The organism is Chryseobacterium sp. BLS98, assembly GCF_001045445.1.
GTDB lineage: Bacteria > Bacteroidota > Bacteroidia > Flavobacteriales > Weeksellaceae > Chryseobacterium.
Window position 1 is genome coordinate 26,453 of the sequence record NZ_LFNF01000003.1, and the last position, 24,106, is coordinate 50,558.

Consider the following 24,106-nt stretch of genomic DNA (forward strand, 5'->3'; position numbering starts at 1 on the left):
TCAACCTTTGAAAATCAGGATCAGTTTTCCTCGTCGTTTTCTTCATCTACCGACGAAGAACCTTCCCAGTCTCTGTTATCAAAATTAAGGTTGTCATAAGCCAGTAATTCCTCCTCCCGCTGGAGGATTTCTTTTGTGGTGAACAATAAGATCTCATCCTCCTCCTTTGCTTTGGCCAGCCTTCTGATAGAGGCTTTATCTATGGCCATAAATCTCTGCCCAAGTCGTCTTGCCGCATATTTTCTCATACCGGTTTCATGAAGAACATCTACAGCCATATCTACAGCGGTTCCCAGTGTTTCCCGGTAAATATTTTCAATGCCGTTATTAAGATAATTATAAGCATCAATTCTGTTTTTAGCCCTTACAAAAATCCGTACTTTGGGATAATGTTCCCGCACCAGATCCGCAATGAATTTATTATCATCAGGATCATCAAGACAGAGAACTAAAATCTCCGCATCCTCAATTCCTGCAGCTCTTAAAATGGGGATTCTTGTAGCATCGCCGTAATATACTTTAAAGCCGTAGCTTCTTAACAGTTTCACCCGGTCAGAATCCCGGTCCAGAACCGTCGCTGAAATTTTATTAGCCTTTAAAAGACGGCCTACCGTACTTCCGAAATGCCCGAAACCTACAATAATGATCTTCTTCTGGCTTACCGTATTATCCAGAATATTGAAATCATTATCCGTATCAGGAATTTCCCTGATAAACTTAGGTGTAATCAATTTATCATTAATGATCAGGAGAATAGGGGTAATACACATGGTAATGGCAGTAACCGCCATCATCTGTGCATTGAGCTCAGGACTTAAAAGATAAAGATCCGAAGCATAATTGATTAAAACAAAGGCAAATTCTCCTACCTGGGAAAGAGCAAATGCATAAAATAAACTTTGTGGGGTATCAATCCTAAAAAACTTTCCAATGGCATATAAAACCACAAATTTTACAATCAATACGGCAAAAACCGTAGAAAAAATAAACAGGGGATCCTGCTGGATAATATTAAAGTTGATAGTGGAGCCCACACTTACAAAGAATACGGCCAAAAGCAACCCTTTAAACGGATCAATTTGTGCTTCCAGCTCGTGCCGGAATTCACTGTTGGCAAGCATAACCCCTGCAAGGAAAGCGCCCAGCGCCGGCGAAAGTCCTATGGCTACCATCAGCTCCGAAACTCCTATGACGAGGAATAATGAAGAAGCTGTAAGCAATTCCGTCATTCCTGACTTTGAAACATATCTTAAAAAAGGAACAAATACATATCTGCCCAATAAGATCAAAATAGCCACTCCTAAAATCACGGTTCCTGCCTGCAGCCATTCAGGGAGTTTCTGGATCAGAATCTGTATGTCATTATCATGATGGCTTGCTTTATAGTTGGCGATGATTGGTAGAATTGCCAAAATAGGGATCACCGCAATATCCTGAAACAGAAGCGTAGAGAAAGAAGCTTCTCCGGCCAGGGTTTTAAGATTATTTTTTTCCTGAAGGGTTTGCAGTACAATAGCCGTAGAAGAAAGCGCAAAACACATCGCAATGGCAATCGCTTTATCTATCCTCCATCCGGCACTGATGAAAACGAGGAACAGAAGTGAAATGGAAAGCAGCATCTGGGTAAGTCCCAGACCCACAATTTTCTTCCGCATTTCCCAGAATTTCCTCGGTTCCAGCTCCAACCCAACCAGAAAAAGAAGCATAATGACTCCAAATTCACTGGCATGCATGATGTCGTTGACATCTTTTCCAGTAAGCCTTAAGACATAAGGCCCGATAATAATACCACCTAAAATATATCCGATCACAGAACTCAACCCCAATTTTCTGGCCAGCGGAACCATAATGATGGCCACTCCTAAGAAAATTAATGTATTCATTGCTAAACTGGATTCCATATCTTATTGGTTGAGGAGTTCTGTAAATTCTTTTTTATGTAAAATAATATCTTTTTTGCTTAGTTTATGAGCTTCATAAACAATTTTGATGTGTTTGATATCAGCCTTGAAAACTTTTAGGGAGACAATCAGTCCGCTGATGAGTTCCTCCACAGTATACTGGTAGGTTCCGTTTCTGCTGAATGATCTTTCTCTTCCTCCGGTCGTTACCAGAATATAAATTTCTTTGCCTTCTAACGGATTGGTTTCGCCTTCCCTGAGCCAGTCGCGGTCGAAAACTTCATCAATCCATAGCCGTAATAAAGGAGGCATTCCGAACCAGATAAGCGGGAACTGAAAAATAAAACGGTCATAATTTTTTAATCTTTTCCTTTCCCTGAATGCTGCAATATGAAAGTCAGGATATTCTTCGTAAAGATCTCTAAGGGTAAAATGCTGGTGACGGACATAGAAATTAATAAGCTCTACATTAGAATTGGAGTGCTCTAAATAGGGATGTGCAAAAACTACCAGCGTCTTTTTCATATACCTGTTTTCAGTAAATATACCAAAAAAATATTGAATTAAAAACGGGTTTTATGTGGTTTTATTAATTTTTTACTAATTAAAATTGAATTTAATATTAAAATAAACAAATAAAAAGCTAGTATTTAGTATATTAAATAAAAAATCGGGCAGTGCGCCCGATTATATTGAATATTGTTATCTGTATTACCATCCGCCGGAAGCGCCGCCGCCTCCAAAGCTGCCGCCTCCTCCAAAGCCGCCGAACCCGCCTCCGCCGGAACTTCCACCACCAAAACCGCCTCCTCCGAAGCTGCCCGGGAAAGGAAAGAACCCGCCAGGATAATTTCTGCGTCCTCTTCTCGTAATGATCACATCATCGTCATCATTATTTCCGCCACCACGTCCTCCGCCTCTGCCGCCGAAAATAATCGCCAGAAGGATGAAAATTACAAAAGCTATGATAAGAATCTTAAATGCACTTCCATCGCCTGAAGGCGAAGTTTCTTCTACAGGTTTAAATTTTCCCTGAACGGCCTCCATAATGGCGGAAGTACCACGGTTGATTCCTTCATACCACTGGCCCTGTCTGAAATTGGGAGTGACGATATAATCAAGGATCTGCCCTGCCACAGAAGCTGTGAGATACTGTTCCACAGCTCTTCCCTGCTGGATAGACATGGTTCTGTCTTCAGTAGCGATCAGGAAAACAACACCGTTATCTACTCCTTTTTTTCCGATTCCCCATTTCTCGCCGAACATCGTTGCCAGAAAGTTGACATCTTCTCCTTTGGTAGAAGGGATAATGACCACTTCAATTTCTGTGGAGGTAGAGTCTGAAAATTTGATCAGCTTATTGTTCAGCTCATCTTTTTGCTGCTGGGTAAGCAATCCTGCTTCATCAAACACAGGATAAAGAACCGCAGGTTTTTGCGGAATCGTATACTGTGCTGATACAAAAGTGTAAAAGCAGATGAGTATGAATGAAAATACTATTTTAAGAGAACGTAATCTCATTGGAAAGCTGATTGGGATTTTTTCCTTCTACAGGAAAATATTTTTTGAGTTCAAGACCGGTTTCCAGGATGCCGCTTTTTAAAGCTTTATAATAATTTCCTTTGGCAAATTCAGCAGTAATATAGTCGTGCAGATGATCCCAATACGACTGATGTACTTTATCATGAATCCCGATATCTCCGATAATAGTCAGATATTTCTGTTCGAAATTCACATGAAAAAGCACGGCATTCCTGTCAGCAGTTTTATTCATACAGAGTTCTTTGAAAACTTCAAATGCAGTTTTTGCATTCTCTGTTTCCGTATTTGAGTCAATGTGTACCCTGATCTCGCCTGTAGAATGTTCTTCTGCCGACTGTATCGCTTCCACAAGGGAATTGATCTGCTGATTTGTCAGAAAACGGTTCATTATTTAAATACTTCAGGAGCTTTTTCAGCACCGGCTTCAGCCTTGAAGAAAGGTTTTTCTTTAAAGTTGGTAAAGTTCGCCAGAATATTATTCGGGAACGTTTTGATTGTCGTATTGTAATCTTTGGCAGCATCGTTGTAATAAACCGTTTCGGTTCTGATACTGTTTTCAATCGCGGTATATTCTCTCTGGAAGTTGATGTACTGCTGGTCAGCCTTCAGGTTAGGGTAAGATTCCACTACCGCCATTAATCTGCTTAATGCGCCGGATAATTCTCCCTGTGCAGCCTGGAATTTTGCCATATCAGCTTCTGTCATATTCGTTGGGTCAACGTTGATAGATGTAGCTTTTGAACGGGCTTCAACTACTTTTGTCAAAGTTTCCTGCTCAAATTTTGAATAGGATTTAACCGTTCTTTCCAGGTTTGGAATAAGATTAGCCCTTTTCTGATATACCGTTTCTATATTGGACCATTTGGAATTCACATTCTGTTCTTTCGAAACAAAATTATTGTAACCATTTTTACCCCAAAAGAATATTACGCCTACAATGATAAGCAGTGCGATACCGATAGTTCCTGCGCTCAGGCAGCCTTTATTTTTCATAGTTTATTTTTTTAAATTTTTTGTGCTAACCAAATATACAAATTATGTGCTAATTTTGTAAAAAATTATTAGAATGACAACAATAGTGGTGGCAATGGGAGAGAAGAACGAGATCGGTTTTGAAAATAAACTGCTGTGGCATCTTCCTAAAGACCTCAAGCACTTTAAAGATATTACTTCCGGACATCCCGTTATCATGGGAAGAAAAACCTATGAAAGTATAGGGAAACCACTGCCTAACCGCACCAATATTGTTATTTCCAGAAAGAAAGACTGGTTTGAAGAAGGAATTCTGATCGTAGGAAGCATTAAAGAAGCTGTAAAATTTGCCAAAAAGATTGATGAAGAGGTTTTCATTATCGGTGGTGGAAATATTTATGAACAGACAATGGAGATTGTTGATAAATTAGAAGTTACTCTGGTGAAAGCTGACCTTGAGGCCGATACTTTCTTTCCAAAGATCAATGAAAAAATCTGGCAGAAGACTGACGAAATATGTCATGAAAAAGATGAAAAGAATTCATATGATTTTTGCTTTCAGACCTTTGAAAGAATCAAGACTGAGTAGTTATGAAATTCTAACAGGCAACCTCTAGCTTCTAACCCGTAAATTTTCTATCTTTGCACTTCTAAAACTGAATAATGAATAAGTACATAAAAATTGCAGTTGCAGCAGTCCTTATCCTTTTAGGACTTTATATGATGATTTTCACAAGAAATCTAGGCTGGGGAATTGTAGTTTTCCTTCTGGCAGCAATACCTATTATACTTTTCTTCAAGAATGAATATATTCTTCTTGCCTTTTGGCAGCTGAGAAAACAGAATATGGAAAAAGCAGCACAATGGTTAAACGGCATCACCAATTACCAGGCACAGCTTCATAAATCCCAGTATGGATATTTTCATTATCTATTGGGACTAACGCAGGCACAGGAGCACCCTGCGAAAGTAGAACCTTTAATGAAAAAAGCTTTGGAATACGGATTGAATATGAAGCACGACAGAGCGATGGCCACTCTGAATCTTGCAGCAGCAGCTATTTCCAAAGGAAGAAAGCAGGAAGGGCAGAAACTTCTGGAAGAGGCAAAGAGACTAGACAGCGCGGGAATGATGACAGACCAGATTAAAATGATGAAAGAACAACTGAAAATGCCATCCATGCAAAAGCATATGCATAATCCTAATATGAGACAGAGAGGAAAATTCTTCTAAGAAAACATACGAAAAGAAACGAAAAAGCACCTGATTCAGGTGCTTTTTTATTTTAAACCAAACAGATCACATTTCCGAGTTATGATCATAGCCGTAAAATTTGGGTATCTGCCATTGGTATTTTACAGCCAGAGTTCTGATGGCAACAATCAGTAGTATTGTAAATATCTGTATAAATGTATAGGAAAGGGGGATATACTTTGTCATTAAAAGGAAAACAGATCCTCCGACAATGCATGCTGTAGCATAAATTTCTTTCCTGAAGATCAATGGAATCCGGTTCAATAGAATGTCCCGTATAATTCCTCCGAAACATCCTGTAATAGTTCCCAGGGCAATACATATGAATGGATGAATTTCTGCATTAAGCCCTTTCTGTACACCGATAATGGTAAATAATCCCAGCCCGAAACTGTCAAAAATAAACAGAGTTACTTTGAAATTCTTTTCAATAGATTTGAAGATCATCGCAAAAATACTTGTTCCAAGGATCAGAGCGCAGGTCAGAAGATCGTGCATCCAGAAAACAGGAATATCCAGCAACAGATCCCTTACAGTTCCTCCGCCAACGGAAGTAACGAATGCAATAATCAGAACTCCAAACGGGTCAAGACGTTTCTGCATTGCGGCGAAGCTCCCAGACATCGCAAAGGATATGGTTCCGAGTACTTCTATGGCAAAATTGAACTGTTCGTGCATAATTTATGAGTGATAAATGATGAGTGATAAATGAGTTGTGCATAAGCAAATCCTCGGCCATTTTATCAATCATCATTTATCAATTATTGATTATACAATTTATCTTTCCACCCTCACCGAATCCGGAACCAGCAATTCATATTCTCCGCCGTGGTTGATGATCTCTCTTACAATGCTGCTGCTGATGAAAGATTTTCCGGATGAGGTTAATAAGAATACAGTTTCCAGTTTTTTGTGGGCTAAGGTCCGATTGGTATGGGCAATAGCTTTTTCGAATTCAAAATCGGCGGGATTTCTTAAGCCTCTGAGGATGTATTGTGCATCCTTTTCAAAGCAGTAGTCTACCGTTAATCCTTCAAAATAATCCACTTCCACATTCGGAAATTCGGCTACGGAATTTTGAATGAATTCCATCCTTTTTTCCAACGGAAACATATATTTTTTCTGGGAATTCTGCCCGATAGCAATAATCAGTTTGTCAAAAAGCGGAGCTGCTCTTTCAATGATATCGTAATGTCCCAGTGTAATTGGATCAAAAGACCCCGGGAAAACAGCAATTTTCATGTTTTACGTATTATGGCGAGTTACTGGTTGTGAGTTTCGGGATATATGATGTGGATGGTAGGATTATATTTTCATTTTCACCATATCAAATTCCAATTCTCTAATTTCTAACTTCTATTATTATTTATTTTATTTATTGAGAGCTTTTTCTACTTCGTTTCCGCAAAGGTCGGTGATGGATATTCCGTAAATTTTTGCCTGTTGAGGAAGAATGCTGGCCGGTGAGAATCCTGGGTTAGTATTCATTTCAAGCATGTAAGGAATACCATCCATAAGGATAAATTCACTTCTCGAAAAACCGCTCATTCCAAGGGAGTTATAAGCTCTTTTTGAGATTTCTTCCACCCTGATTCTTGTAGAATCATCAATTCTTGCAGGGGTAATTTCTTCTGAGGCGCCTTCATATTTGGCTTCATAATCAAAGAATTCGTTGGTAGGGACAATTTCGGTAATTCCTAAAACAATAGTTTCCCCTTTATAATCTATAACACCTACTGAAACTTCCATTCCGTCAAGGAAGCTTTCGATCAGGATTTCATCATCTTCTTTAAAGGCAATTTCCGTAGCGGCAATTAATTCTGATTTCTCTTTTACTTTTGAAATTCCCAGCGACGATCCCGACTGGTTAGGCTTTACGAAAACAGGAAGACCAAGAGTTTCCACGATCTCATCCGTATTGATTTCTTCTCCTTTTCTTAAATAGATGCTTTTCGCAGAAGGAATTCCATATTTGGAAAGTACAGCCAATGTATCTTTTTTATTGAAGGTCAGAGCACTTTGGTAGAAATCACAGCCGGTATACTTCTGCCCGATGGCATCCCAGTAGGCCTGGAGAATTCCGTTTTCACCCGGAGTTCCGTGGATAATATTGAAACAGACATCAAATTTCAGCTTTTCATTGTTGTCCAGCGTTACTGAAAAATCTCCGCGGTTGATTTCATATTTTTTATCATTTTCACCCAGAAAATACCATTCATCTTTAAGGATAACTACTTTATATACATCATATAGATTTCTGTCCAGAGAATCGTAGATCAACTGACCGCTTTTTAAGGAAACCACATATTCGTCCGAATAGCCTCCCATAACAACGGCAACACTTTTTTTGCTCATAACCATTATAGTATCAATTAAGGCAAATTTAATCATTTTATGTAATGCAATAAGGGAAATTCAGAAATTTTAAAATTCAAAATGAATTGTGTTAAATAAAAGTACATTTAAAATTATTAGCTATATTTGCCGTTATAATTAAAGTATTTTTAAGTATGCTTAAATCACTTTTCAATTGGAAAGTTTTACTGAATTTAGTAGTCGCCATCGGTGTTTTTGTGGGGTTGGTGTGGCTTACTTTCCGCTGGTTGGAGTACCATACAAATCACGGTCAGGAAATTCCTGTGCCCAATGTTATTAATAAATCGGTCTATGATGCCGTAAAAATATTAGAGGATACCGGGCTGGAGTATGAAGTAGACAGTGCGGAATATAATCCTAAATATAAACCTTTCCAGGTTTTAAAAATGCATCCTTTATCCAGTTCGCGTGTAAAGCCGGGATCACTGGTAAGAATTGTTGTGAACCCAAGAACGTGGGCTCCTATTACTGTTCCGGATGTAATTAATAAATATTCAGGACTGGCGTTCCAGAGACTGGATCAGGTGGGTCTTAAGATCGGAGATACCATCTATGAGCCGAGTATTCAGAAAGATGCTCTTTTAAGAGTATTATATAAAGGTAATGCAGTGAATCCGGGTTCACGACTTCCGAGATTCTCCGTAATCGATGTTGTAGTGGGATCAGGGCCTATGAGAAATATTTCTATTCCTAATGTGGTAGGGCTTTCGGTAAAAGAAGCAAGAGCTGTAATCGCAAGAAGCTTATTCGAAGTAGGGCTTGTAGAACATGAAGATGGAAGCAAGGATGAATCTGATATTATCTATTATCAGGATCCGGCTTCAGGAGATGTAAGGGATCAGGGAATGCAGATTGACCTTTGGGCCAGTAAGAGAACCCCTGCGGAACTTAGAGCAAAAGTAGAGCAGCTGAATTCTATTTACAGGATGAAAGTAGATACCTCACTGCCTCCGGTACGTTATGAGGAGGTTCCTAACTATCAGGAGCCCAATTATGAGCCGCCTGTAGCCGCTCCGGTGCCTAAAAAAGAAGTTCCTAAGCCTGAACCTGCTAAAACAGAACCAGCCAAGACAACTACTAGTGCAGCTACAGGAACTAAACCTGCAGGGACTACAGCAGAAAAGCCAAAGACCACTGCAACAGGCAATCAAAATTCAGGCAGCAAACCGGCAACAGCCGGAAATACAACTCAGCAGCCGGCTCAAAAACCAAAAGCTAAGAAAGTAGTAGTAGAATAATAACAATTTATTATAAAAAATATAGGCTTCAACTGCAAAATGTTGGGGCCTTTTGTGTAAAAAATAAAACAATGGCAGAAGATAACGAAGATTTTTTTGACGAAGAATTATTAGAGTCCGACAGTTTGGAGAACATCGATATTGATGAGGAAAATAAGGGATTATACGAACATCTTAACATCAAAGTTGATAAAAACCAGGAGCCTTTAAGGATTGATAAGTTCTTATTAATATACAGGCAGAATTCTTCACGGAACAAAATTTCTCAAACCTGCAGGGCAGGAAATGTTGTGGTCAATGGTGCTCCGGTAAAACAGAACTACCGTGTAAAACCCGGTGACCAGATTTCTGTGCTTCTTGCCCATCCGCCAAGAGAAAATGTAATCATTCCCCAGGATATCCCTGTCAATATTATTTATGAAGATGATGATCTGGTGGTCGTAGATAAAGAACCGGGAATGGTAGTACATCCCGGACACGGAAACTGGGACAAAACATTGGTGAACGCGCTTGCTTTCCATTTTGAAAAAAACGGTGATAAATCTGATCTGGACAGGGTAGGACTGGTTCACCGGATCGATAAAGATACATCCGGCCTTCTGGTGATCGCTAAAAATGAATATGCACTGAGCTTTTTAGCTAAACAGTTTTTCAACAGAACGACAAAAAGATTGTACTGGGCTTTTGTCTGGGGAAATCCACAGGAAGATGAAGGAACCATAAGAGGACATATCGGAAGACATCCTAAAAACCGTATGCAGATGTCCGTTTATGAGGATGGAAGCCATGGTAAGCATGCTGTGACGCATTATAAGGTTTTGGAACGGTTTAGATACATGACTTGGGTAGAATGTAAACTGGAGACAGGAAGAACCCATCAGATCCGTGCTCATTTCAAACATATCGGCCATACTTTGTTTAATGACGAAAGATATGAAGGGCATACCCCGCTGAGAGGAGTGAATCTGCCTAAGTATAAGCAGTTTATAAAAAATGTATTCGAAATTCTCCCTAGACATGCGCTTCATGCCCACACTTTAGGGTTTATACACCCAACAACTAAAAAGGAATTATATTTTGAGAGCCCAATGCCTAAAGATATGGCGGATGCTGTAAAAAAATGGAGAAATTATTTAGAAAACTAAAAATATATTGAGAATTTTTTTATATTTGTTGAATTGAAATCAAGATTTGTTATGAGAAAACTATATGCTATCGTATGTTTAGCTCTTTTGTCAAATGCATACAAAGCACAAGAATCACTACCATACTATCAGCAATATCTTCTGGATGGTGAATTCCTGTTCAACCCAGCTCAGTACGGAAAGACCGACTACGTGCAGCTTAATGCTAATTACCACAAACAATTTGACAAGTTTAGCGATTCTCCAAATACGCAGTCTATAGGAATCAACGGGAACATCTTCGACAGAGTGGGAGCAGGGCTCTCTATTTTCAGAGACAGTAATGGCCCTATTTCTGCAGGCGGTATTACAGCGGGAGCTTCATACTTTATTCCACTAAGTAGTGAAGGAGAAAGAAAAGACCAATTCTCTTTTGGTACCAGTGTTTCATTTTATAATATGAACTTCGACTATACTTCAGTGAACGTTGAAGATGGCTACGATCCACTATTGATCGGAAAAGAAGGGAATATTTTTATGGCTTATGCCAACTTCGGTGCAGCTGCTACCTATAGAAACATTTTTGCAGGAGTATCTGTAAACGATATCGCACTAAGCAATGATAAGGCTATCGTAAACGGAATTGAGCCTTCACCAATTAAATTCTTCTTAAACTTAGGATATGACTGGCATTTTGCTGACAATATCTATGTAACGCCATCAGCGTTGATCAACCTGAATACGAATTCAACAAGAATGATCGACTATAACTTAATGGCTACTTTCTTTAATGATATTAATTCATTCTCTGCCGGAGTAAGCTACAGAACGGTACAGAACAGATTCGACAGCCAGCAGCTTCAGGTAGCACCAGTGATTAAAGTAAGATTTAATAAATTCATGGTTGGAGCTACTTACAACATCGGAATGTCTGATATCCAGACTTATGGTGGAAACAGCTTTATGATTAGTTTAGGATATAACTTCGATAACTTTATTAATCATAGAGGATATAGATATTAATCTGATATAATTTAAATAAATTTGAGCTCTGAAATTTTCAGAGCTTTTTTTATGATATATATTCACATTCCATTCTGCAAGCAGAAATGCAGCTACTGCAACTTTCACTTTTCCACTTCTTTAAACTTTAAAGATGAAATGATCGGTGCCATGAAAACCGAAATGCGGCTTAGAAAAGATGAACTGCAGAATAAAAATCTGAAATCCCTGTATTTTGGAGGCGGAACCCCTTCCATTCTTTCGGCAGATGAAATCAAAGGTCTGATTGATGAGGTACAGAAGTATTTCAGTTTTGATAGTGATATCGAGGTTACTTTGGAGGCCAACCCGGATGATCTGGACAAAAATTTTTTAAAACAGTTGGCTCAATCTCCGGTCAACAGGCTTTCCATCGGGACCCAGAGTTTTTTTGAAGAAGATCTTAAGCTGATGAACCGTGCTCATAATGCTTCTGAAGCAGAGAGTTCAATCAAAAGAGCTCAGGATTTTGGCTTCGAAAACTTAAGCATAGACCTGATCTATGGCTCTCCAACGTCGAATCTGGACATCTGGAAGGAGAATTTAAATAAAACCATAGCCCTTAAAGTTCCGCATATTTCATCCTATGCATTAACCGTTGAACCTAAAACAGCTTTGGAAAACTGGATTTCGAAAGGAAAAATTGCCAGTCCACGGGAAGAAGAACAGAATAAAGAGTTTTACTACCTGTCAGATTTTTTAAAAGACAATGGATTTGAGCATTATGAAGTCTCCAATTTTGCAAAACCAGGCTTTTATTCAAGACACAATTCTGCATATTGGAAGTACAGAGACTATCTGGGGATCGGGCCTTCCGCACATTCTTATAATGGATTTGATGTCAGAAGCTGGAATGTTGCCAACAACCAGCAGTATATCAAAAAGCTTCATACCGGAATTCTTGCCAAAGAAGAAGAAATCCTGTCGCAGGAAGATCAGTTCAATGAAATGATCATGATCGGGCTGAGAACAATTTGGGGTGTAAATCTTGATAGTCTGAAGAATAAATTCAATGATAAGATCCTTGAACATTTCCAATCCGAGATAAAATCTAAAATAGAAGAAGGTATTTTGGTCATTGAAGATAACCATCTGAAAATTCCGGAAAAGCATTGGTTTATGGCGGATGGGATTGCTTCAGATTTATTTATGGTATAAATAAGTAATATCCATGCTGAACGGAGTCGAGACATGAGCAAAAAATGGCAACACAGTTTCAATATTATACCATAGAAATAAAGTCTGAAATCAGGAATACAAAAATCTAAAAATCTTTGTATTTTTGTATAAAAATTTCAGTTCACTTGAAAACTAAAAAGCAAGATTATTCACATCTTTCACCAAGCCAGCCTATCGGTATTTTCGATAGCGGGGTGGGAGGACTTACCGTAGCTAAAGAGATCAAAAGACTTCTTCCTCACGAAGACCTGATCTATTTTGGAGATACCAAACACCTTCCGTACGGTGAAAAATCAAAAGATGCGATCATCGAATATTCTACCAAGATCACCAATTTTCTACTTCAGCAGAACTGTAAAGCCATTGTCATTGCGTGTAACACGGCTACGGCAAATGCTTTGAATGAAGTTATGCAGTCTGTGAACGGGAAAGTACCTGTAATAGACGTAATCAATCCGGTTGCAGAAAAGGTAGCCTATGAAATTCATAATAATGTTGGTGTCATCGCGACAAAAGCTACTGTGAATTCCGGACTGTACAAAAAAAGTATCAGAAAGCAGAATAAATGGATTAAGGTTGATGAGCTGGCAACTCCGTTATTGGTTCCTGCCATTGAAGAAGGATTCAAAAACCATCCGATAACACATGCTATCATTTATAATTATTTGAGTAATAACAAGCTCAAAAATATTGAAACGCTGATCCTTGGCTGTACACATTATCCTTTGCTGATTGATGAGATTAAACAATACTACGGAAACAGAGTCCGCGTGATTGATTCACCCAATATTGTAGCCAACCACCTGAAAATTATCCTGGATAAATACCATCTTCTGAATGATAATAATCCAAAGCCAAACTATCATTTCTATCTCTCGGATCTGACGAAAAACTTTGAAAAGATCTCTAAGAAATTCTTTGGAAAAACAATAGATTTAGAACTGAAAGTATTATAATATAAAAAGCTGTTTCACCTGAAACAGCTTTTTATTTTTTTAATATTCCCTGAAATCAGGGCTCTAAAATAACCATTTCACTCTTCAGTCTCCTTTTAGGAGTTGTTGCCGGATGGTTAGTGTCATTTTCATCCCTTTTTCCGAGGGTTACTGCAAAAAGTGTTTCATAAGAATCATTTTTAAGGATCTCGTCATATTTTTCAGTCTCAATACCTTCCATTGGGGTGGAATCTATTCCCATAGCTGCACATGCGGAAAGAAGAACTCCCAGTGAAAGATAAACCTGATGGCCCATCCATGCCTTAACAAACTCTTCACCGTGTGGTTTTACCATGTTTCTGTAATAATTTACCGAACCTTCGGGAAGATTCTCTTCAATCTGTTTCTCAAAATCTCCCGGATTTTTCAGTACCTGGAATACAACCAGATGACTGCTTTGCAGCACTTTTTCCTTATTAAAGTAAGAAGCATCCCCTAATTGTTCCTTAAGCTCAGGCTTATTAACGAAAATAAAATTCCACGGCTGGCTGTTAATGGAAGAAGGGCTGAGATTAAGAATCTCTTTCAGTTCTGCAATCTGTTCTGCACTGATTTTTCCCTGAGGATCATACTTTTTTACCGTATACCTCTTTTTCATCTGTTCTAAAAAGCTCATAAATTATTGTACTATCATTTTTATAGTTGCAAAACTAATGTAAGTTTAATACATTTGCAATAACGGTAAAAAAGGATAGTATAAAATGTATACAATAGACAACAAAGAATATCCATGCTGCACCAGCGTAACGATGAGATTTATAGGGGGGAAGTGGAAGGCGGTAATTCTGCATCACTTACTTGATGGCGCCAAAAGATATAACGAGCTGAAAAAGTCTATTCCAACCATTACAGAAAGAACTTTGAGTCTTCAGCTAAAGCAGCTTGAAGAAGACCATATCGTCAACAGAAGAGTATATACGGAAAAACCTCCGCTGATGGTAGAATATACCCTTACGGAATTTGGAAAAACATTACTGCCGGTACTTGAAGCTATTACAAACTGGGGAATTGCTGCGCCTGACCATTCTATCAAAAAAATAATCAGGAACTAAATTTCCTGATTATCTTCTTTATTCGCTTCGAAAAAACTGAAACTTACATTTCCGTATTTTCGGGTATCTATTAAATTGGGATGCTCCAGTTTCATCCTGCTCTGGTGTTCTACAATCAGGATTCCATTGGGTTTTACAAATTTATTATTCAGAACCAGAGATAGCAGTTCATAATATTTCTTTTCTTCCATTTCAAACGGAGCATCAGAAAATACAATTTCAAAGCTTTTCTTATTTCTGAATTTTTTAAGCCAGTCAAAAACGTCACCCCTCTGAACATTGATCTGCAGTGACATATCCAGTTCTGAAGCAGTAGAATTAATAAAGCTGGTGTGTTTCGGGTTCAGTTCCACTGAAGTCACATCCTGGCATCCTCTGGAGGCAAATTCAAAGGTGATGGAACCGATGCCGGCAAAAAGATCCAGCACGGAAATCGACTGCATATCATATTTATTTTCCAGGATACTGAAAAGTGCTTCCTTGGCAAAATCTGTAGTAGGTCTTACATCAAAATTTTTGGGAGCCGCAATTTTTTTCGCTTTCCACTTGCCGGATATTATTCTGAACATATTTGTTTAGGGTTTAGGTAACAGGTTTTAGGGATCAGGGAAAACATAATAAGGCTAAGCCCTTTTCCCTTATTCCTAATCCCTTTAATTAAGTATAAAATTCTTATTAGGAACATTGTCAAAAACAATTCTCATGTTTTTAACGAATTTCTGAAGCTCGGAGATAAAGGTTTCGTTTTCCGTAGTTTCACCGTAAGCGTAGAAATTGGTCTCATTAATTCCGAAACCTATTTTGCTTAGCGTAAACATCACGAAATACAGAAAGTCGACTTCAGAGTTTACATCCAGGTTGTTGTATAAAATAACCTTCTTATTATCAATGGCGAAAAATTCACATTGGTTATGATATAAATTGATATGGATTTCCTTATTGTTCTTATTATTGATTGAATTCAAAAACTTTTCTCCGGAGAAATTAAAATGAACCGGAACCGCCAGCTCTTTTATTTTCCTGTAAAAGTTTTTAGGGAATGTATAGTAAAACTGTACCCCGAATTTTTTATTCACAGAAAGCATCAATTCCTCTTTTTCCCTATCTGCAGGCGCATTGAAGGCAATCAGTTCAAATCCGGCCTCATGTTCTGAAAATCCTTCAGGCATCAGGGTGAAATGGTTTAATGCAGAGATCACATGGATTTCATCAAATCTTTGTTTAAGAAGGATTTCGTCCAGCTTTTCTTCAATTAGAGTTTCCGGAGTTTCTTCAGTAACGAAATAAGACTTTTCTTCCAGGATGCTTTTGTTCCTGGCAATCTGGCAGATTAATCCGTCTTTGGTAAAAAGTAAATTAAGTACGTTCATATTTCAATTGCTGCAAATTTAGTGAAATTCTATCATAACGGCACCCGATTGATGATGAAGTATTTCCTTATTATAAAAATCGATATCTGTCTGGCTTTCCAAAACATCCATGACCATTCTCTGCAGCGTTCCGTCACCAATTCCGTGAACGATCTCCAATCTTTTCAGATGATGTTTTCTACAAAAGTCTAAAACTTCCATCAACTTTGCCTTTTGAATGAAGAGCCTTTCGAAACTGTCATAATCACCGGGGTTTTTAACCAGATAATGAAAGTGCAGATCTAGGACCATATGATTTTTCTGGTGCTTTTTGGAAACCACTTTCTTCGGTTCTGCTTTTTTTATTACGCGGATATTTTCATAAAGATCTGCATTTTTCGGAACCAGCTTTTCTTTTGGATACTGGTAGGTAAACCCATAGCCATCTTTAAAAACAACAATATTTCCGTTCACAGAAGTAATAATTCCGCTTAAATCTTCATCTACCACAGAAACTTTGTCCCCGATTTTCATGTATTGTGCTTCTTTGTTGTTGCTTTAATTTAATTTTTCGGTCCCAGCTCAATAATTTCCAGATCCTTTATTTCTTCCCCTTCCACCACGAAACGCATCATGGTTCTTACCTTATGCCATCCCTGTTTGCCACAGGCTCCCGGATTCAGATGGAGAAGGTTGTTCTTTTGGTCAAACATGGCTTTTAAAATATGAGAATGCCCTGAAATAAACAGCTTAGGTGCTTTTTCAGAAATTTCTTTAAAGGCAAGCGGAGTATATTTCCCGGGATATCCGCCGATGTGGATCATCAAAACTTCCAGATTTTCACAGAAAAAACGGTTCACTTCAGGAAATTCTGCCCGGATCTTCGCATGGTCTATATTTCCGTAAACCCCTTTTAAAGGTTTTATTTTTTCCAGTTCTTCAATAACCTCCATGCTTCCGAAATCACCACAATGCCATATTTCATCAGCCTGGCGGGCATATTCTAAAATCCTATCGTCTATATAGGAATGGGAATCGGAAAGAAGGAGAATTTTGGTCATGAAAATCTGGGATTTGTGCAAATTTAGGAAAGATTTATTTTTAATTAAGATTTAGGTTCCTTTTTAAATAGACAAAGTTTTAAGACAGAAGCTCTCATCGCCTAATATTTACTAAATTTGAAAAAATTAAATAAAATGAAGCAGAAGTTTTCTTTTCTCCTTTTTCTAGCGGCAGTGGGACTGTTTAATGCCCAGGTTGAAGAAAAAAAACTGGATGAGCTGATCCAGAATACCTTAAAAACTTTCGATGTTCCGGGAATGTCCGTGGGAATAATAAAAGACGGAAAAGTGATCTATTCCAAAGGATTTGGGCAGCGTTCCTTAGCAACCAAACAGCCGATGGATGATGCTACACTGGTAGGAATTGCATCCAATTCAAAAGGGTTTACCTGTACTGCGCTTGCTATTTTAGCAGATGAAGGAAAACTGAACTGGGATGATAAAGTTTCAAAATATATTCCTGAATTCCAGATGTATGATCCGTATGTTTCCCAAAATGTAACCATTAAAGACCTTATAACTCATAGAGCCGGATTAGGTTTGGGACAGGGTGATCTGATGTTTTTCCCCGAAGGCGGGAACCTGTCAGTTAATGATATTGTTCATAACGTAAGGTATCTGAAGCCTGAAAACCCTTTCAGAACTAAACTGGATTATAACAATATCATGTTTATTGTAGCCGGAGAAGTAATCCACAGAATTTCCGGTCTTAGCTGGGCAGAATTTATTGAGCAGAGAATCATGAAACCAGTGGGAATGACTTCCAGCTACGGAAGCTACAACAGGGCAAAAGCAGTAACCAACAAGATCGATGCACATGCCCCTGTAGATGGTAAAGCTGTTGCTGTTCCCCACGACTGGAATGAAACCGGAAATGCAGCCGGAGGAATTATGAGTAATATTAAGGATATGACCACGTGGGCTGACTTTCTTTTAAATAATTTCACGACGAAAGACGGGAAAAAACTGGTTTCGGATAAAAATGTACAGCAGCTGTGGAGTCTGCAGATTCCGGATAGAGTTGCTTTAAAAAATCCTTATGATACAAGTTTCTACGGATATGGACTGGGATGGTTTTTAAGTGATGTGAAAGGGCACAAGCAAATCCAGCATACGGGAGGCTTAATTGGAACCGTTACACAATTTACCCTGATTCCGGATATGAAACTAGGAATCGTAGTACTCACTAACCAGCAGTCCGGAGCGGCGTTTAATACGATCACCAACACGGTGAAAGATTCTTACCTGGGTGTGGCAGACAGAAACTGGCTTAAAACATATGGTGAAAGAATGTCAAAAGTAAATGCAGACTTTGATAAACAGAAAAAAGAAGCTTTTGCTAAATCCGAAGCGTTTAAGAAAGAAAAAAATCTTCAGCCTAAAGCAGAACAATTTGTAGGGAAGTATAATGACCAGTGGTTCGGAGACGTTGAAATTTCTCAACAGGGAAATACATACAGAATTTCTTGTCAGAATTCTCCAAGACTCAAAGGGGAGCTGCTGCCTTATTCCAATAATTCTTTTATTATTAAATGGGACGACAGAAGCTATGATGCTGATGCTTACATTATCTTCAATTATGATGAAAACGGAAAAGCAGAGTCTGCAAAGTTAAAGCCTGTTTCAGATGTTACGGATTTCAGCTTTGATTTTGATGATCTGGATCTGAAAAGAAAGTAATGATAGATAAGAAGATTAAAATATTCAATAAGAACGGGCTTTAGCCCGTTTTTTTTATTAGCAGATTATTTCAAAAGGTTAAAGTCTTGTTCAGCACGTACAAACTCAGAATTCAGATGCTGCTTTTCAAAGAAATTTTTCAGATCAAGCAAACGTTTTTTATGATCATACAGAAGACTTGAATTTAATTTCTGCTGGCAAAGCGAGCATGCTCTTGCAAAATGATAATCTGTTTCGGAAAGGCTATTTGTTCCGTTCATTACACAGTTGGCATTAAGGCAATGGCTGATCCCGAACATGTGTCCGATCTCATGGGAGCTTATTTTGATTAATCTTTCTAAACTTATATTGAAATTGGAGCTAGACACATGGCAGTCAGAAAACCTGTACATTGAAGTTACACCCACACCATCCTCATAAGATGCCTGGCCAAATACATAGTTCCATTCAGGTTTTGGAAAAAGATCTTTTTCTGTAATACCCATAAAAACTGTGGCATCATTAGGTTTACGCTTTATCAATATACTGTCCAATATGTAACCTGCCAGAATCTGTTCCTGTCCTTCTGTAGAAATCCTTGTTACTGATTTTGGGAAAATGGTGTTAGGTAAAATCGGAAGAATTTTTGTTTCCAGCTGAAAATATGTACTCAAATATTCTCTGGTAAGTTCTATTTCCTTTTTCTGAAGTTCATTGAATTCTCCAATAGGCTGAAGATAAATCGTATTTTTTCCTGGTCCAGGCTTCATTTTTGTCAGTTTCTGGAAATCATCAAAGGTCTGAAACTTTTCATTCCTTGAATATCTCCAGTCACCGGACTTGGCCTTTGGGAGTTTGACATCATTTAAGGCAATAGTTTCAATATACGTCCTCTCTTTTTTGTTGCATGAAAAAAAGAGTAGAATAGGGAATAGGCATAAAAAAATAGAATTATATTTTCCCAGGTTCATAAAAGAACAGAAGTTTCTTCTTGGCTCCATCAAATTCAGACCATGAATTACAGTCTATTTCAAAACCGGCCACTCCGCAGGTGGGAAAATGAAAAATATCTTCAGAAATGGAATTCGCAAAATTGGAAATTCCGTTGTTATGAGAAAAAAAAGCTACAGAGCTTACACTGTCATCCAGATCGTAAATTACAGATTCGAAATTTTTTTCGGAAGGGTTATACAGTTTATCTTCTGTAGAAACTGTAAGCTGGTAAGCCTGGTTAAAAATCTTACAGGTATTCAGGGCACGCACAGCCGGGCTGGAAATAAACTGATCAATAGAAATATTATTGTTTTTCATGAATCTGGACATGTTCATAGCATCTTTCAATCCTTTATCTGCCAAAGGTCTGTCAAAGTCCTCTGTTTCTTCCGGCCAGTCGCTTTTCGCATGTCTTACGAGGATGAGTTTCTTCATATTTTCGTTTTTTGGAAGATTAAAATTATAAAAAAAATAATGGAATAAAACATGATTTTTATAAAAAAGCTGCGTTGTGAATAAAATCATTAAATTTTACTAAATTTGCACACTTATGGGACAGATCCTTGCAATAGACTATGGAAAGGCACGCTGCGGCATCGCTGCAACGGATGATATGCAGATTATTGCCAGTGCACTGGATACTGTTGAAACACGGTTTTTGATGGAATTTCTCAGAAAATATTTCACCGAAAACAAAGTGGATGATGTGGTAGTAGGCCTTCCTACAGATTTGAAAGGAAATATATCCGAAATGGAGACCGATATTTTAAAATTCATTGAAGAATTTCAGAAAGAATTTTCCGGTATCACAGTCCACCGCCTTGATGAAAGATTTACCTCAAAAATGGCTTCTTTTTTTATCTCCCAAAGCGGGAAAAGCAAAAAAAAGAGACAGGAGAAGGGGTTAATAGATAAAGTAAGTGCAACGATTATATTGCAGAATTTTTTAGAACAAAGAATAAGATGATTTTACCGATAAGAGCTTTTGGGGATCCTGTTTTGAGAAAAGTAGGGAAAGATATAGACAAAGATTATCCCGGTTTACAGGAACTTATAGATAATATGTTCGAAACGATGTACAGTGCAAACGGTATCGGGCTGGCAGCACCACAGATCGGGCTGGACATCCGTCTGTTTGTGATCGATGTGACTCCTCTTGCAGATGACGAAGATTACGAAGACATCAAAGATGAATTGGCTGAGTTCAAAAAAGTTTTCATCAATGCTAGAATTCTTGAAGAATCCGGCGAAGAATGGAAATTCAATGAAGGATGTCTTTCTATTCCGGATGTAAGAGAAGATGTGAAGAGAAAAGGAACCATCGTTATTGAATATTATGACGAAAATTTTGTGAAACATACAGAAACTTTTTCCGATATTAGAGCCCGCGTAATTCAACATGAGTATGATCATATTGAAGGCGTGCTGTTTACCGATCATCTGAGTGCTTTGAAGAAGAAACTTGTAAAAGGTAAACTGACAAAGATCTCTCAGGGCGATGTAAGCATAAGCTACAAAATGAGATTTCCAAAATAAATTAAACAAGGATTAAAAACAAAATAATAAAAAGCAAAAAGCCCCGTGCCGATTGCAGAATTTACAAAAAATAAAATTATGCTGTTAGAAAAAATAATTTCAATTTCCGGAAAGCCAGGACTTTTCAAATTAGTTTCCCAATTAAGAAACGGTTTTATCATTGAAGATGTTACCACGAAGAAAAAAGTGAGCATCGGAAACTCCAGCCAGGTGAGTTTATTGGATAATATCGCGATGTTTACGGTTGATAAAGAAGTTCCTTTGTTCGAAGTTTTTGAAAATATTGCTAAAAATAACGATTACAAAGAAGCGATTTCCCACAAGTCTTCCGATGAGGTTCTGAAAGAATTTATGACAGCTTCTCTTCCTGACTATGATACAGAAAGAGTATATGCTTCAGACATCAAAAAACTGGCTCAGTGGTACAACATCCTTCAGAAAGCAGGATATATCACTCCAGAAAGCTTCGTAAAAGCAGAGCCCGAAACACTGGATGGTGCACAGGAAGAAATAAGCATTGAAAAAGAAGCTCCTAAAAAAGCTCCAAAAGCTGAAAAGCCTGCCGCTCCAAAAGTAAAAGCTACTTCTGCCGCTAAAGTCGCTCCGAAAAGTACTCATACCAAGAAAGGATAATTGATCCCGGATTGTTAATATAAAGCCCTGTCAGAAGTTTCTGGCGGGGCTTTTTTAACCGATTTACAATGACCTCGGAAACTGTAGCGTTAAAAAAATAAATTCTGTAAACGTTAAGAAAATTCTATTGTTTGAAGTGCGGGAGCAATATTGAAATGATTCAGCAATAGTAAATCCGTACAAGTTTTAGAATTTTTAGAGAACAGAACTTATTTTTAGCGGAGGTTTCCAAGTCTTGAACTTTTCGTTCTTTTGTTTCAAGACAAAAGAACTTAATTAAAGATTTACCCTAAATTTGCATTACTCGAATTCCTAACTTATGAATACCAGACAAGAAAAACTAGAAGCTTTCGGAAGATTATTAGATATTATGGACGATCTCCGTGAAAAATGTCCGTGGGATCAGAAACAGACACTGCAATCACTCCGCCATCTGACCCTGGAAGAAACCTATGAGCTTTCTGATGCCATTCTGCAGGAAGATCTGCAGGAGATCAAAAAAGAGCTTGGTGATGTGCTTCTTCATTTGGTTTTTTATGCTAAAATTGGTTCTGAAAAGGAAAGTTTCGATATAGCCGATGTCATCAATTCCTTAAACGAAAAACTGATCTTCCGTCATCCGCATATTTACGGGGACACTGAAGTAAAAGATGAGGAAGAAGTGAAGCAGAACTGGGAAAAGCTGAAGCTGAAAGAAGGAAACAAATCTATTTTGGGTGGTGTTCCGAAAAGTCTTCCAAGTTTGGTAAAAGCTTACAGGATTCAGGATAAGGTAAAGGGGATCGGTTTTGAATTTCATGATGCGGAAGATGCCTGGAAGAAAGTAGATGAAGAAATCAGGGAGTTTCATGAAGAAACAGATCCTGTTAGAAAAGAACTGGAGCTGGGAGATGTATTTTTCTCGCTTATCAACTATGCAAGAATTTCGGGACTGAATCCGGACTCTGCTCTGGAAAGAACCAACTTAAAATTTATTTCCAGATTCCAGAAAATGGAGGGGCTGGCAGAAGAATCAAATCTAAAGCTGGCTGATTTATCTCTGGAAGAAATGGATGTATTGTGGGAAAAAGCAAAACTGATGTCCTAAACAAAAGTCAGAAACTTCCTGTTGAACCCCTTCAGTGACGGCACTTACATAAGATGTTTTTTGAATGTACACAGCAGAATATACAAGATTCAGGAAGCTGTATTGGAATAGGTTTTGCAGGGCTCATCATCACAGGATTATTAATACCTTAGAGAAAAATATCCGGTACTCGTATTTTCAGTATAAAAAATTAAAAAAATAGCTATGTTGCGCATTCTTACTTTATCCGCTTTCTTACTATGGAGCTGCAATCCAAAAGCTCAGGACAGTCCTAAAACCGATGCCCTGAAAGTAGAATTTTCCCTTCCTAAAAAGTTAAAAGAAGTTTCCGGAATTGTATTGTCTCAGGACAAAAATACCATTTGGGCTATAGAAGATCAAGGGAACAAGAATGTGGTTTACGGCCTGGATATGCAGGGAAAGCTGGTGGCAGATGTTCTTGTAGAGAATGCAGAAAACAACGATTGGGAAGATATTATAAAAGATACCCAGGGGAATATTTATCTTGGAGATTTTGGAAATAATGACAATAACAGACAGAATCTGGCTATTTTAAAGCTGGATCTGAAAGAGGCTTCTCAAAAGACCACGAAGGCTGTCCAGACCACAAAATTTCATTACGAAGGACAGACTGAATTTCCTCCGAAGAAATCAAACTGGCTGTATGACTGCGAAGCTTTCGTAGAGATGAATGGTAATTTTTATCTTTTTACGAAAAACCGAAGCAAGGGTTTTGATGGAACTTTCCTTGTATTCCAGGTTCCTAATAAAGAAGGGGATTTTGAAGCAAAATTAATCGGGAGGCTTAAGTTAGCAGGAAAATACAGCGATGCTGCCATTACCTCTGCAGCTGTAAATAGTACCCAAAATAAGATTGTTCTGCTTACCCATAAAAATATCCATGTACTTTCCGGATTTACTGCAGACAATTTTAACTCCGCTACCATTGAAAAGTTACCGTTAAATCATAATTCGCAGAAAGAAGCTGTTGTTTTCCTTAATGATAAAACACTCCTGATTGCTGACGAAAAAGATAAAGACACCGGCGGAAACGTATATAGGTTTGAATTGAACCCTCAAGGCAAATAGCTGCAAGAGGGTTAAACTCAAAATA

The 24,106-nt window shown here is 38.1% G+C and carries 29 protein-coding genes; 14 read left to right on the top strand and 15 right to left on the bottom strand.

Annotation, left to right across the window (positions count from 1 at the left end; translation table 11 throughout):
• Positions 1–20: 20 nt before the first annotated feature.
• The 5 genes from ACM40_RS11220 to ACM40_RS11240 form a co-directional block, all read right to left on the bottom strand.
• Entirely contained in the window at positions 21–1,901 is a 1,881-nt protein-coding gene (locus ACM40_RS11220; protein ID WP_048502918.1) for a monovalent cation:proton antiporter-2 (CPA2) family protein, read from the bottom strand.
• A 3-nt stretch (positions 1,902–1,904) separates the two neighbouring features.
• Positions 1,905–2,426 carry an NAD(P)H-dependent oxidoreductase gene (locus tag ACM40_RS11225; protein WP_048502919.1) on the bottom strand — a complete coding sequence of 174 codons (522 nt, stop codon included), beginning with the start codon at positions 2,424–2,426 and terminating at the stop codon, positions 1,905–1,907.
• A 186-nt stretch (positions 2,427–2,612) separates the two neighbouring features.
• Positions 2,613–3,422: a TPM domain-containing protein gene (locus tag ACM40_RS11230; RefSeq protein ID WP_048502920.1), complete on the bottom strand. Its 810-nt coding sequence runs from the start codon at positions 3,420–3,422 to the stop codon at positions 2,613–2,615.
• A complete protein-coding gene (locus tag ACM40_RS11235; RefSeq protein WP_185097190.1) occupies positions 3,403–3,831 on the bottom strand; it encodes a TPM domain-containing protein in 429 nt (142 codons plus the stop codon). The genes ACM40_RS11230 and ACM40_RS11235 overlap by 20 nt, the downstream gene beginning before the upstream one ends.
• Positions 3,831–4,436 (bottom strand): LemA family protein, encoded by a 606-nt coding sequence (locus tag ACM40_RS11240; protein ID WP_040997006.1) that lies wholly within the window; start codon positions 4,434–4,436, stop codon positions 3,831–3,833. Before ACM40_RS11240 ends, ACM40_RS11235 begins: the two co-directional genes overlap by 1 nt.
• Before the next feature lie 73 nt (positions 4,437–4,509).
• On the opposite strand from ACM40_RS11240, the gene ACM40_RS11245 reads away from it, so the two are divergent.
• Together ACM40_RS11245 and ACM40_RS11250 are read left to right on the top strand one after the other, a co-directional pair.
• Positions 4,510–5,004, top strand: coding sequence for a dihydrofolate reductase (locus ACM40_RS11245; protein WP_048502922.1), 495 nt, complete (start codon positions 4,510–4,512; stop codon positions 5,002–5,004).
• 74 nt (positions 5,005–5,078) lie between these two features.
• The gene (locus ACM40_RS11250) at positions 5,079–5,648 is read left to right on the top strand and encodes a membrane protein (protein ID WP_040997002.1); all 570 of its coding nucleotides are present in this window, start codon (positions 5,079–5,081) and stop codon (positions 5,646–5,648) included.
• Positions 5,649–5,714: 66 nt separating this feature from the next.
• On the opposite strand, the gene ACM40_RS11255 is transcribed toward ACM40_RS11250, so the two are convergent.
• The 3 genes from ACM40_RS11255 to ACM40_RS11265 all read right to left on the bottom strand — a co-directional run bounded on the left by ACM40_RS11255 (position 5,715) and on the right by ACM40_RS11265 (position 8,024).
• Positions 5,715–6,347 carry a trimeric intracellular cation channel family protein gene (locus ACM40_RS11255; RefSeq protein WP_048502923.1) on the bottom strand — a complete coding sequence of 211 codons (633 nt, stop codon included), beginning with the start codon at positions 6,345–6,347 and terminating at the stop codon, positions 5,715–5,717.
• A gap of 99 nt (positions 6,348–6,446) precedes the next feature.
• Complete coding sequence (gene coaD, locus ACM40_RS11260) at positions 6,447–6,911, bottom strand: pantetheine-phosphate adenylyltransferase (RefSeq protein ID WP_048502924.1); 465 nt, start codon at positions 6,909–6,911, stop codon at positions 6,447–6,449.
• A 129-nt stretch (positions 6,912–7,040) separates the two neighbouring features.
• Positions 7,041–8,024: a D-alanine--D-alanine ligase gene (locus ACM40_RS11265; RefSeq protein ID WP_048503718.1), complete on the bottom strand. Its 984-nt coding sequence runs from the start codon at positions 8,022–8,024 to the stop codon at positions 7,041–7,043.
• Positions 8,025–8,179: 155 nt separating this feature from the next.
• On the opposite strand from ACM40_RS11265, the gene ACM40_RS11270 reads away from it, so the two are divergent.
• From ACM40_RS11270 to murI, 5 genes are all read left to right on the top strand, one after another.
• Entirely contained in the window at positions 8,180–9,283 is a 1,104-nt protein-coding gene (locus ACM40_RS11270; RefSeq protein ID WP_048502925.1) for a PASTA domain-containing protein, read from the top strand.
• A gap of 71 nt (positions 9,284–9,354) precedes the next feature.
• Complete coding sequence (locus tag ACM40_RS11275; RefSeq protein WP_048502926.1) at positions 9,355–10,428, top strand: RluA family pseudouridine synthase; 1,074 nt, start codon at positions 9,355–9,357, stop codon at positions 10,426–10,428.
• A gap of 51 nt (positions 10,429–10,479) precedes the next feature.
• Complete coding sequence (locus ACM40_RS11280; protein ID WP_048502927.1) at positions 10,480–11,430, top strand: PorP/SprF family type IX secretion system membrane protein; 951 nt, start codon at positions 10,480–10,482, stop codon at positions 11,428–11,430.
• A gap of 51 nt (positions 11,431–11,481) precedes the next feature.
• Positions 11,482–12,606 carry a radical SAM family heme chaperone HemW gene (hemW, locus tag ACM40_RS11285; RefSeq protein WP_083996845.1) on the top strand — a complete coding sequence of 375 codons (1,125 nt, stop codon included), beginning with the start codon at positions 11,482–11,484 and terminating at the stop codon, positions 12,604–12,606.
• A 146-nt stretch (positions 12,607–12,752) separates the two neighbouring features.
• Positions 12,753–13,583 (top strand): glutamate racemase, encoded by an 831-nt coding sequence (murI, locus tag ACM40_RS11290; RefSeq protein WP_048502928.1) that lies wholly within the window; start codon positions 12,753–12,755, stop codon positions 13,581–13,583.
• A gap of 55 nt (positions 13,584–13,638) precedes the next feature.
• On the opposite strand, the gene ACM40_RS11295 is transcribed toward murI, so the two are convergent.
• Positions 13,639–14,238, bottom strand: a complete 600-nt coding sequence (locus ACM40_RS11295; RefSeq protein WP_048502929.1) for a nitroreductase family protein — start codon at positions 14,236–14,238, stop codon at positions 13,639–13,641.
• A gap of 85 nt (positions 14,239–14,323) precedes the next feature.
• Between ACM40_RS11295 and ACM40_RS11300 the strand changes: the two genes are divergently transcribed.
• Positions 14,324–14,674, top strand: a complete 351-nt coding sequence (locus tag ACM40_RS11300; RefSeq protein ID WP_048502930.1) for a winged helix-turn-helix transcriptional regulator — start codon at positions 14,324–14,326, stop codon at positions 14,672–14,674.
• Here the strand turns inward: ACM40_RS11300 and ACM40_RS11305 are convergent.
• The 4 genes from ACM40_RS11305 to ACM40_RS11320 all read right to left on the bottom strand — a co-directional run bounded on the left by ACM40_RS11305 (position 14,671) and on the right by ACM40_RS11320 (position 17,084).
• Positions 14,671–15,243 (bottom strand): RsmD family RNA methyltransferase, encoded by a 573-nt coding sequence (locus tag ACM40_RS11305; protein ID WP_048502931.1) that lies wholly within the window; start codon positions 15,241–15,243, stop codon positions 14,671–14,673. The genes ACM40_RS11300 and ACM40_RS11305 overlap by 4 nt on opposite strands.
• Positions 15,244–15,327: 84 nt before the next feature.
• Positions 15,328–16,044 (bottom strand): DUF3822 family protein, encoded by a 717-nt coding sequence (locus ACM40_RS11310; RefSeq protein ID WP_048502932.1) that lies wholly within the window; start codon positions 16,042–16,044, stop codon positions 15,328–15,330.
• Positions 16,045–16,062: 18 nt separating this feature from the next.
• Complete coding sequence (locus ACM40_RS11315; protein WP_048502933.1) at positions 16,063–16,557, bottom strand: Smr/MutS family protein; 495 nt, start codon at positions 16,555–16,557, stop codon at positions 16,063–16,065.
• Between the two features lie 29 nt (positions 16,558–16,586).
• Positions 16,587–17,084 carry a metallophosphoesterase family protein gene (locus tag ACM40_RS11320; RefSeq protein ID WP_048502934.1) on the bottom strand — a complete coding sequence of 166 codons (498 nt, stop codon included), beginning with the start codon at positions 17,082–17,084 and terminating at the stop codon, positions 16,587–16,589.
• 135 nt (positions 17,085–17,219) lie between these two features.
• Between ACM40_RS11320 and ACM40_RS11325 the strand changes: the two genes are divergently transcribed.
• Positions 17,220–18,764 (top strand): serine hydrolase, encoded by a 1,545-nt coding sequence (locus ACM40_RS11325; protein WP_048502935.1) that lies wholly within the window; start codon positions 17,220–17,222, stop codon positions 18,762–18,764.
• A gap of 65 nt (positions 18,765–18,829) precedes the next feature.
• Here the strand turns inward: ACM40_RS11325 and ACM40_RS11330 are convergent, their stop codons facing one another.
• Both ACM40_RS11330 and ACM40_RS11335 read right to left on the bottom strand, forming a co-directional pair.
• Complete coding sequence (locus ACM40_RS11330; RefSeq protein WP_048502936.1) at positions 18,830–19,714, bottom strand: archaemetzincin; 885 nt, start codon at positions 19,712–19,714, stop codon at positions 18,830–18,832.
• Positions 19,695–20,171, bottom strand: coding sequence for a SixA phosphatase family protein (locus ACM40_RS11335; protein ID WP_048503720.1), 477 nt, complete (start codon positions 20,169–20,171; stop codon positions 19,695–19,697). Before ACM40_RS11335 ends, ACM40_RS11330 begins: the two co-directional genes overlap by 20 nt.
• Positions 20,172–20,286: 115 nt before the next feature.
• On the opposite strand from ACM40_RS11335, the gene ruvX reads away from it, so the two are divergent.
• From ruvX to ACM40_RS11360, 5 genes are all read left to right on the top strand, one after another.
• Positions 20,287–20,703, top strand: a complete 417-nt coding sequence (gene ruvX / locus ACM40_RS11340; RefSeq protein WP_048502937.1) for a Holliday junction resolvase RuvX — start codon at positions 20,287–20,289, stop codon at positions 20,701–20,703.
• Positions 20,700–21,272 carry a peptide deformylase gene (def, locus tag ACM40_RS11345; RefSeq protein WP_048502938.1) on the top strand — a complete coding sequence of 191 codons (573 nt, stop codon included), beginning with the start codon at positions 20,700–20,702 and terminating at the stop codon, positions 21,270–21,272. The genes ruvX and def overlap by 4 nt, the downstream gene beginning before the upstream one ends.
• Before the next feature lie 78 nt (positions 21,273–21,350).
• The gene (locus tag ACM40_RS11350; RefSeq protein WP_048502939.1) at positions 21,351–21,905 is read left to right on the top strand and encodes a DUF5606 domain-containing protein; all 555 of its coding nucleotides are present in this window, start codon (positions 21,351–21,353) and stop codon (positions 21,903–21,905) included.
• Positions 21,906–22,224: 319 nt separating this feature from the next.
• Entirely contained in the window at positions 22,225–22,992 is a 768-nt protein-coding gene (gene mazG, locus ACM40_RS11355; RefSeq protein WP_048502940.1) for a nucleoside triphosphate pyrophosphohydrolase, read from the top strand.
• Positions 22,993–23,196: 204 nt separating this feature from the next.
• Positions 23,197–24,081, top strand: a complete 885-nt coding sequence (locus tag ACM40_RS11360; protein WP_048502941.1) for a hypothetical protein — start codon at positions 23,197–23,199, stop codon at positions 24,079–24,081.
• Positions 24,082–24,106: the final 25 nt, after the last annotated feature.

Bases quoted from the DNA above. Each gene is read 5' to 3' on its own strand.
- ACM40_RS11235 (WP_185097190.1), bottom strand. From the start codon at position 3,831: ATGAACCGTTTTCTGACAAATCAGCAGATCAATTCCCTTGTGGAAGCG.
- mazG (WP_048502940.1), top strand. From the start codon at position 22,225: ATGAATACCAGACAAGAAAAACTAGAAGCTTTCGGAAGATTATTAGAT.
- ACM40_RS11270 (WP_048502925.1), top strand. From the start codon at position 8,180: ATGCTTAAATCACTTTTCAATTGGAAAGTTTTACTGAATTTAGTAGTC.
- ACM40_RS11335 (WP_048503720.1), bottom strand. From the start codon at position 20,171: ATGAAGAAACTCATCCTCGTAAGACATGCGAAAAGCGACTGGCCGGAA.
- ACM40_RS11245 (WP_048502922.1), top strand. From the start codon at position 4,510: ATGACAACAATAGTGGTGGCAATGGGAGAGAAGAACGAGATCGGTTTT.
- coaD (WP_048502924.1), bottom strand. From the start codon at position 6,911: ATGAAAATTGCTGTTTTCCCGGGGTCTTTTGATCCAATTACACTGGGA.
- ACM40_RS11300 (WP_048502930.1), top strand. From the start codon at position 14,324: ATGTATACAATAGACAACAAAGAATATCCATGCTGCACCAGCGTAACG.
- ACM40_RS11315 (WP_048502933.1), bottom strand. From the start codon at position 16,557: ATGAAAATCGGGGACAAAGTTTCTGTGGTAGATGAAGATTTAAGCGGA.
- ACM40_RS11325 (WP_048502935.1), top strand. From the start codon at position 17,220: ATGAAGCAGAAGTTTTCTTTTCTCCTTTTTCTAGCGGCAGTGGGACTG.
- ACM40_RS11295 (WP_048502929.1), bottom strand. From the start codon at position 14,238: ATGAGCTTTTTAGAACAGATGAAAAAGAGGTATACGGTAAAAAAGTAT.
- ACM40_RS11350 (WP_048502939.1), top strand. From the start codon at position 21,351: ATGCTGTTAGAAAAAATAATTTCAATTTCCGGAAAGCCAGGACTTTTC.
- ACM40_RS11275 (WP_048502926.1), top strand. From the start codon at position 9,355: ATGGCAGAAGATAACGAAGATTTTTTTGACGAAGAATTATTAGAGTCC.
- ACM40_RS11330 (WP_048502936.1), bottom strand. From the start codon at position 19,714: ATGAACCTGGGAAAATATAATTCTATTTTTTTATGCCTATTCCCTATT.
- ACM40_RS11280 (WP_048502927.1), top strand. From the start codon at position 10,480: ATGAGAAAACTATATGCTATCGTATGTTTAGCTCTTTTGTCAAATGCA.
- ACM40_RS11240 (WP_040997006.1), bottom strand. From the start codon at position 4,436: ATGAAAAATAAAGGCTGCCTGAGCGCAGGAACTATCGGTATCGCACTG.
- ACM40_RS11250 (WP_040997002.1), top strand. From the start codon at position 5,079: ATGAATAAGTACATAAAAATTGCAGTTGCAGCAGTCCTTATCCTTTTA.
- ACM40_RS11265 (WP_048503718.1), bottom strand. From the start codon at position 8,024: ATGAGCAAAAAAAGTGTTGCCGTTGTTATGGGAGGCTATTCGGACGAA.
- ACM40_RS11320 (WP_048502934.1), bottom strand. From the start codon at position 17,084: ATGACCAAAATTCTCCTTCTTTCCGATTCCCATTCCTATATAGACGAT.
- ACM40_RS11310 (WP_048502932.1), bottom strand. From the start codon at position 16,044: ATGAACGTACTTAATTTACTTTTTACCAAAGACGGATTAATCTGCCAG.
- ACM40_RS11255 (WP_048502923.1), bottom strand. From the start codon at position 6,347: ATGCACGAACAGTTCAATTTTGCCATAGAAGTACTCGGAACCATATCC.
- ruvX (WP_048502937.1), top strand. From the start codon at position 20,287: ATGGGACAGATCCTTGCAATAGACTATGGAAAGGCACGCTGCGGCATC.
- ACM40_RS11305 (WP_048502931.1), bottom strand. From the start codon at position 15,243: ATGTTCAGAATAATATCCGGCAAGTGGAAAGCGAAAAAAATTGCGGCT.
- def (WP_048502938.1), top strand. From the start codon at position 20,700: ATGATTTTACCGATAAGAGCTTTTGGGGATCCTGTTTTGAGAAAAGTA.
- ACM40_RS11220 (WP_048502918.1), bottom strand. From the start codon at position 1,901: ATGGAATCCAGTTTAGCAATGAATACATTAATTTTCTTAGGAGTGGCC.
- hemW (WP_083996845.1), top strand. From the start codon at position 11,482: ATGATATATATTCACATTCCATTCTGCAAGCAGAAATGCAGCTACTGC.
- ACM40_RS11230 (WP_048502920.1), bottom strand. From the start codon at position 3,422: ATGAGATTACGTTCTCTTAAAATAGTATTTTCATTCATACTCATCTGC.
- ACM40_RS11360 (WP_048502941.1), top strand. From the start codon at position 23,197: ATGTTGCGCATTCTTACTTTATCCGCTTTCTTACTATGGAGCTGCAAT.
- ACM40_RS11225 (WP_048502919.1), bottom strand. From the start codon at position 2,426: ATGAAAAAGACGCTGGTAGTTTTTGCACATCCCTATTTAGAGCACTCC.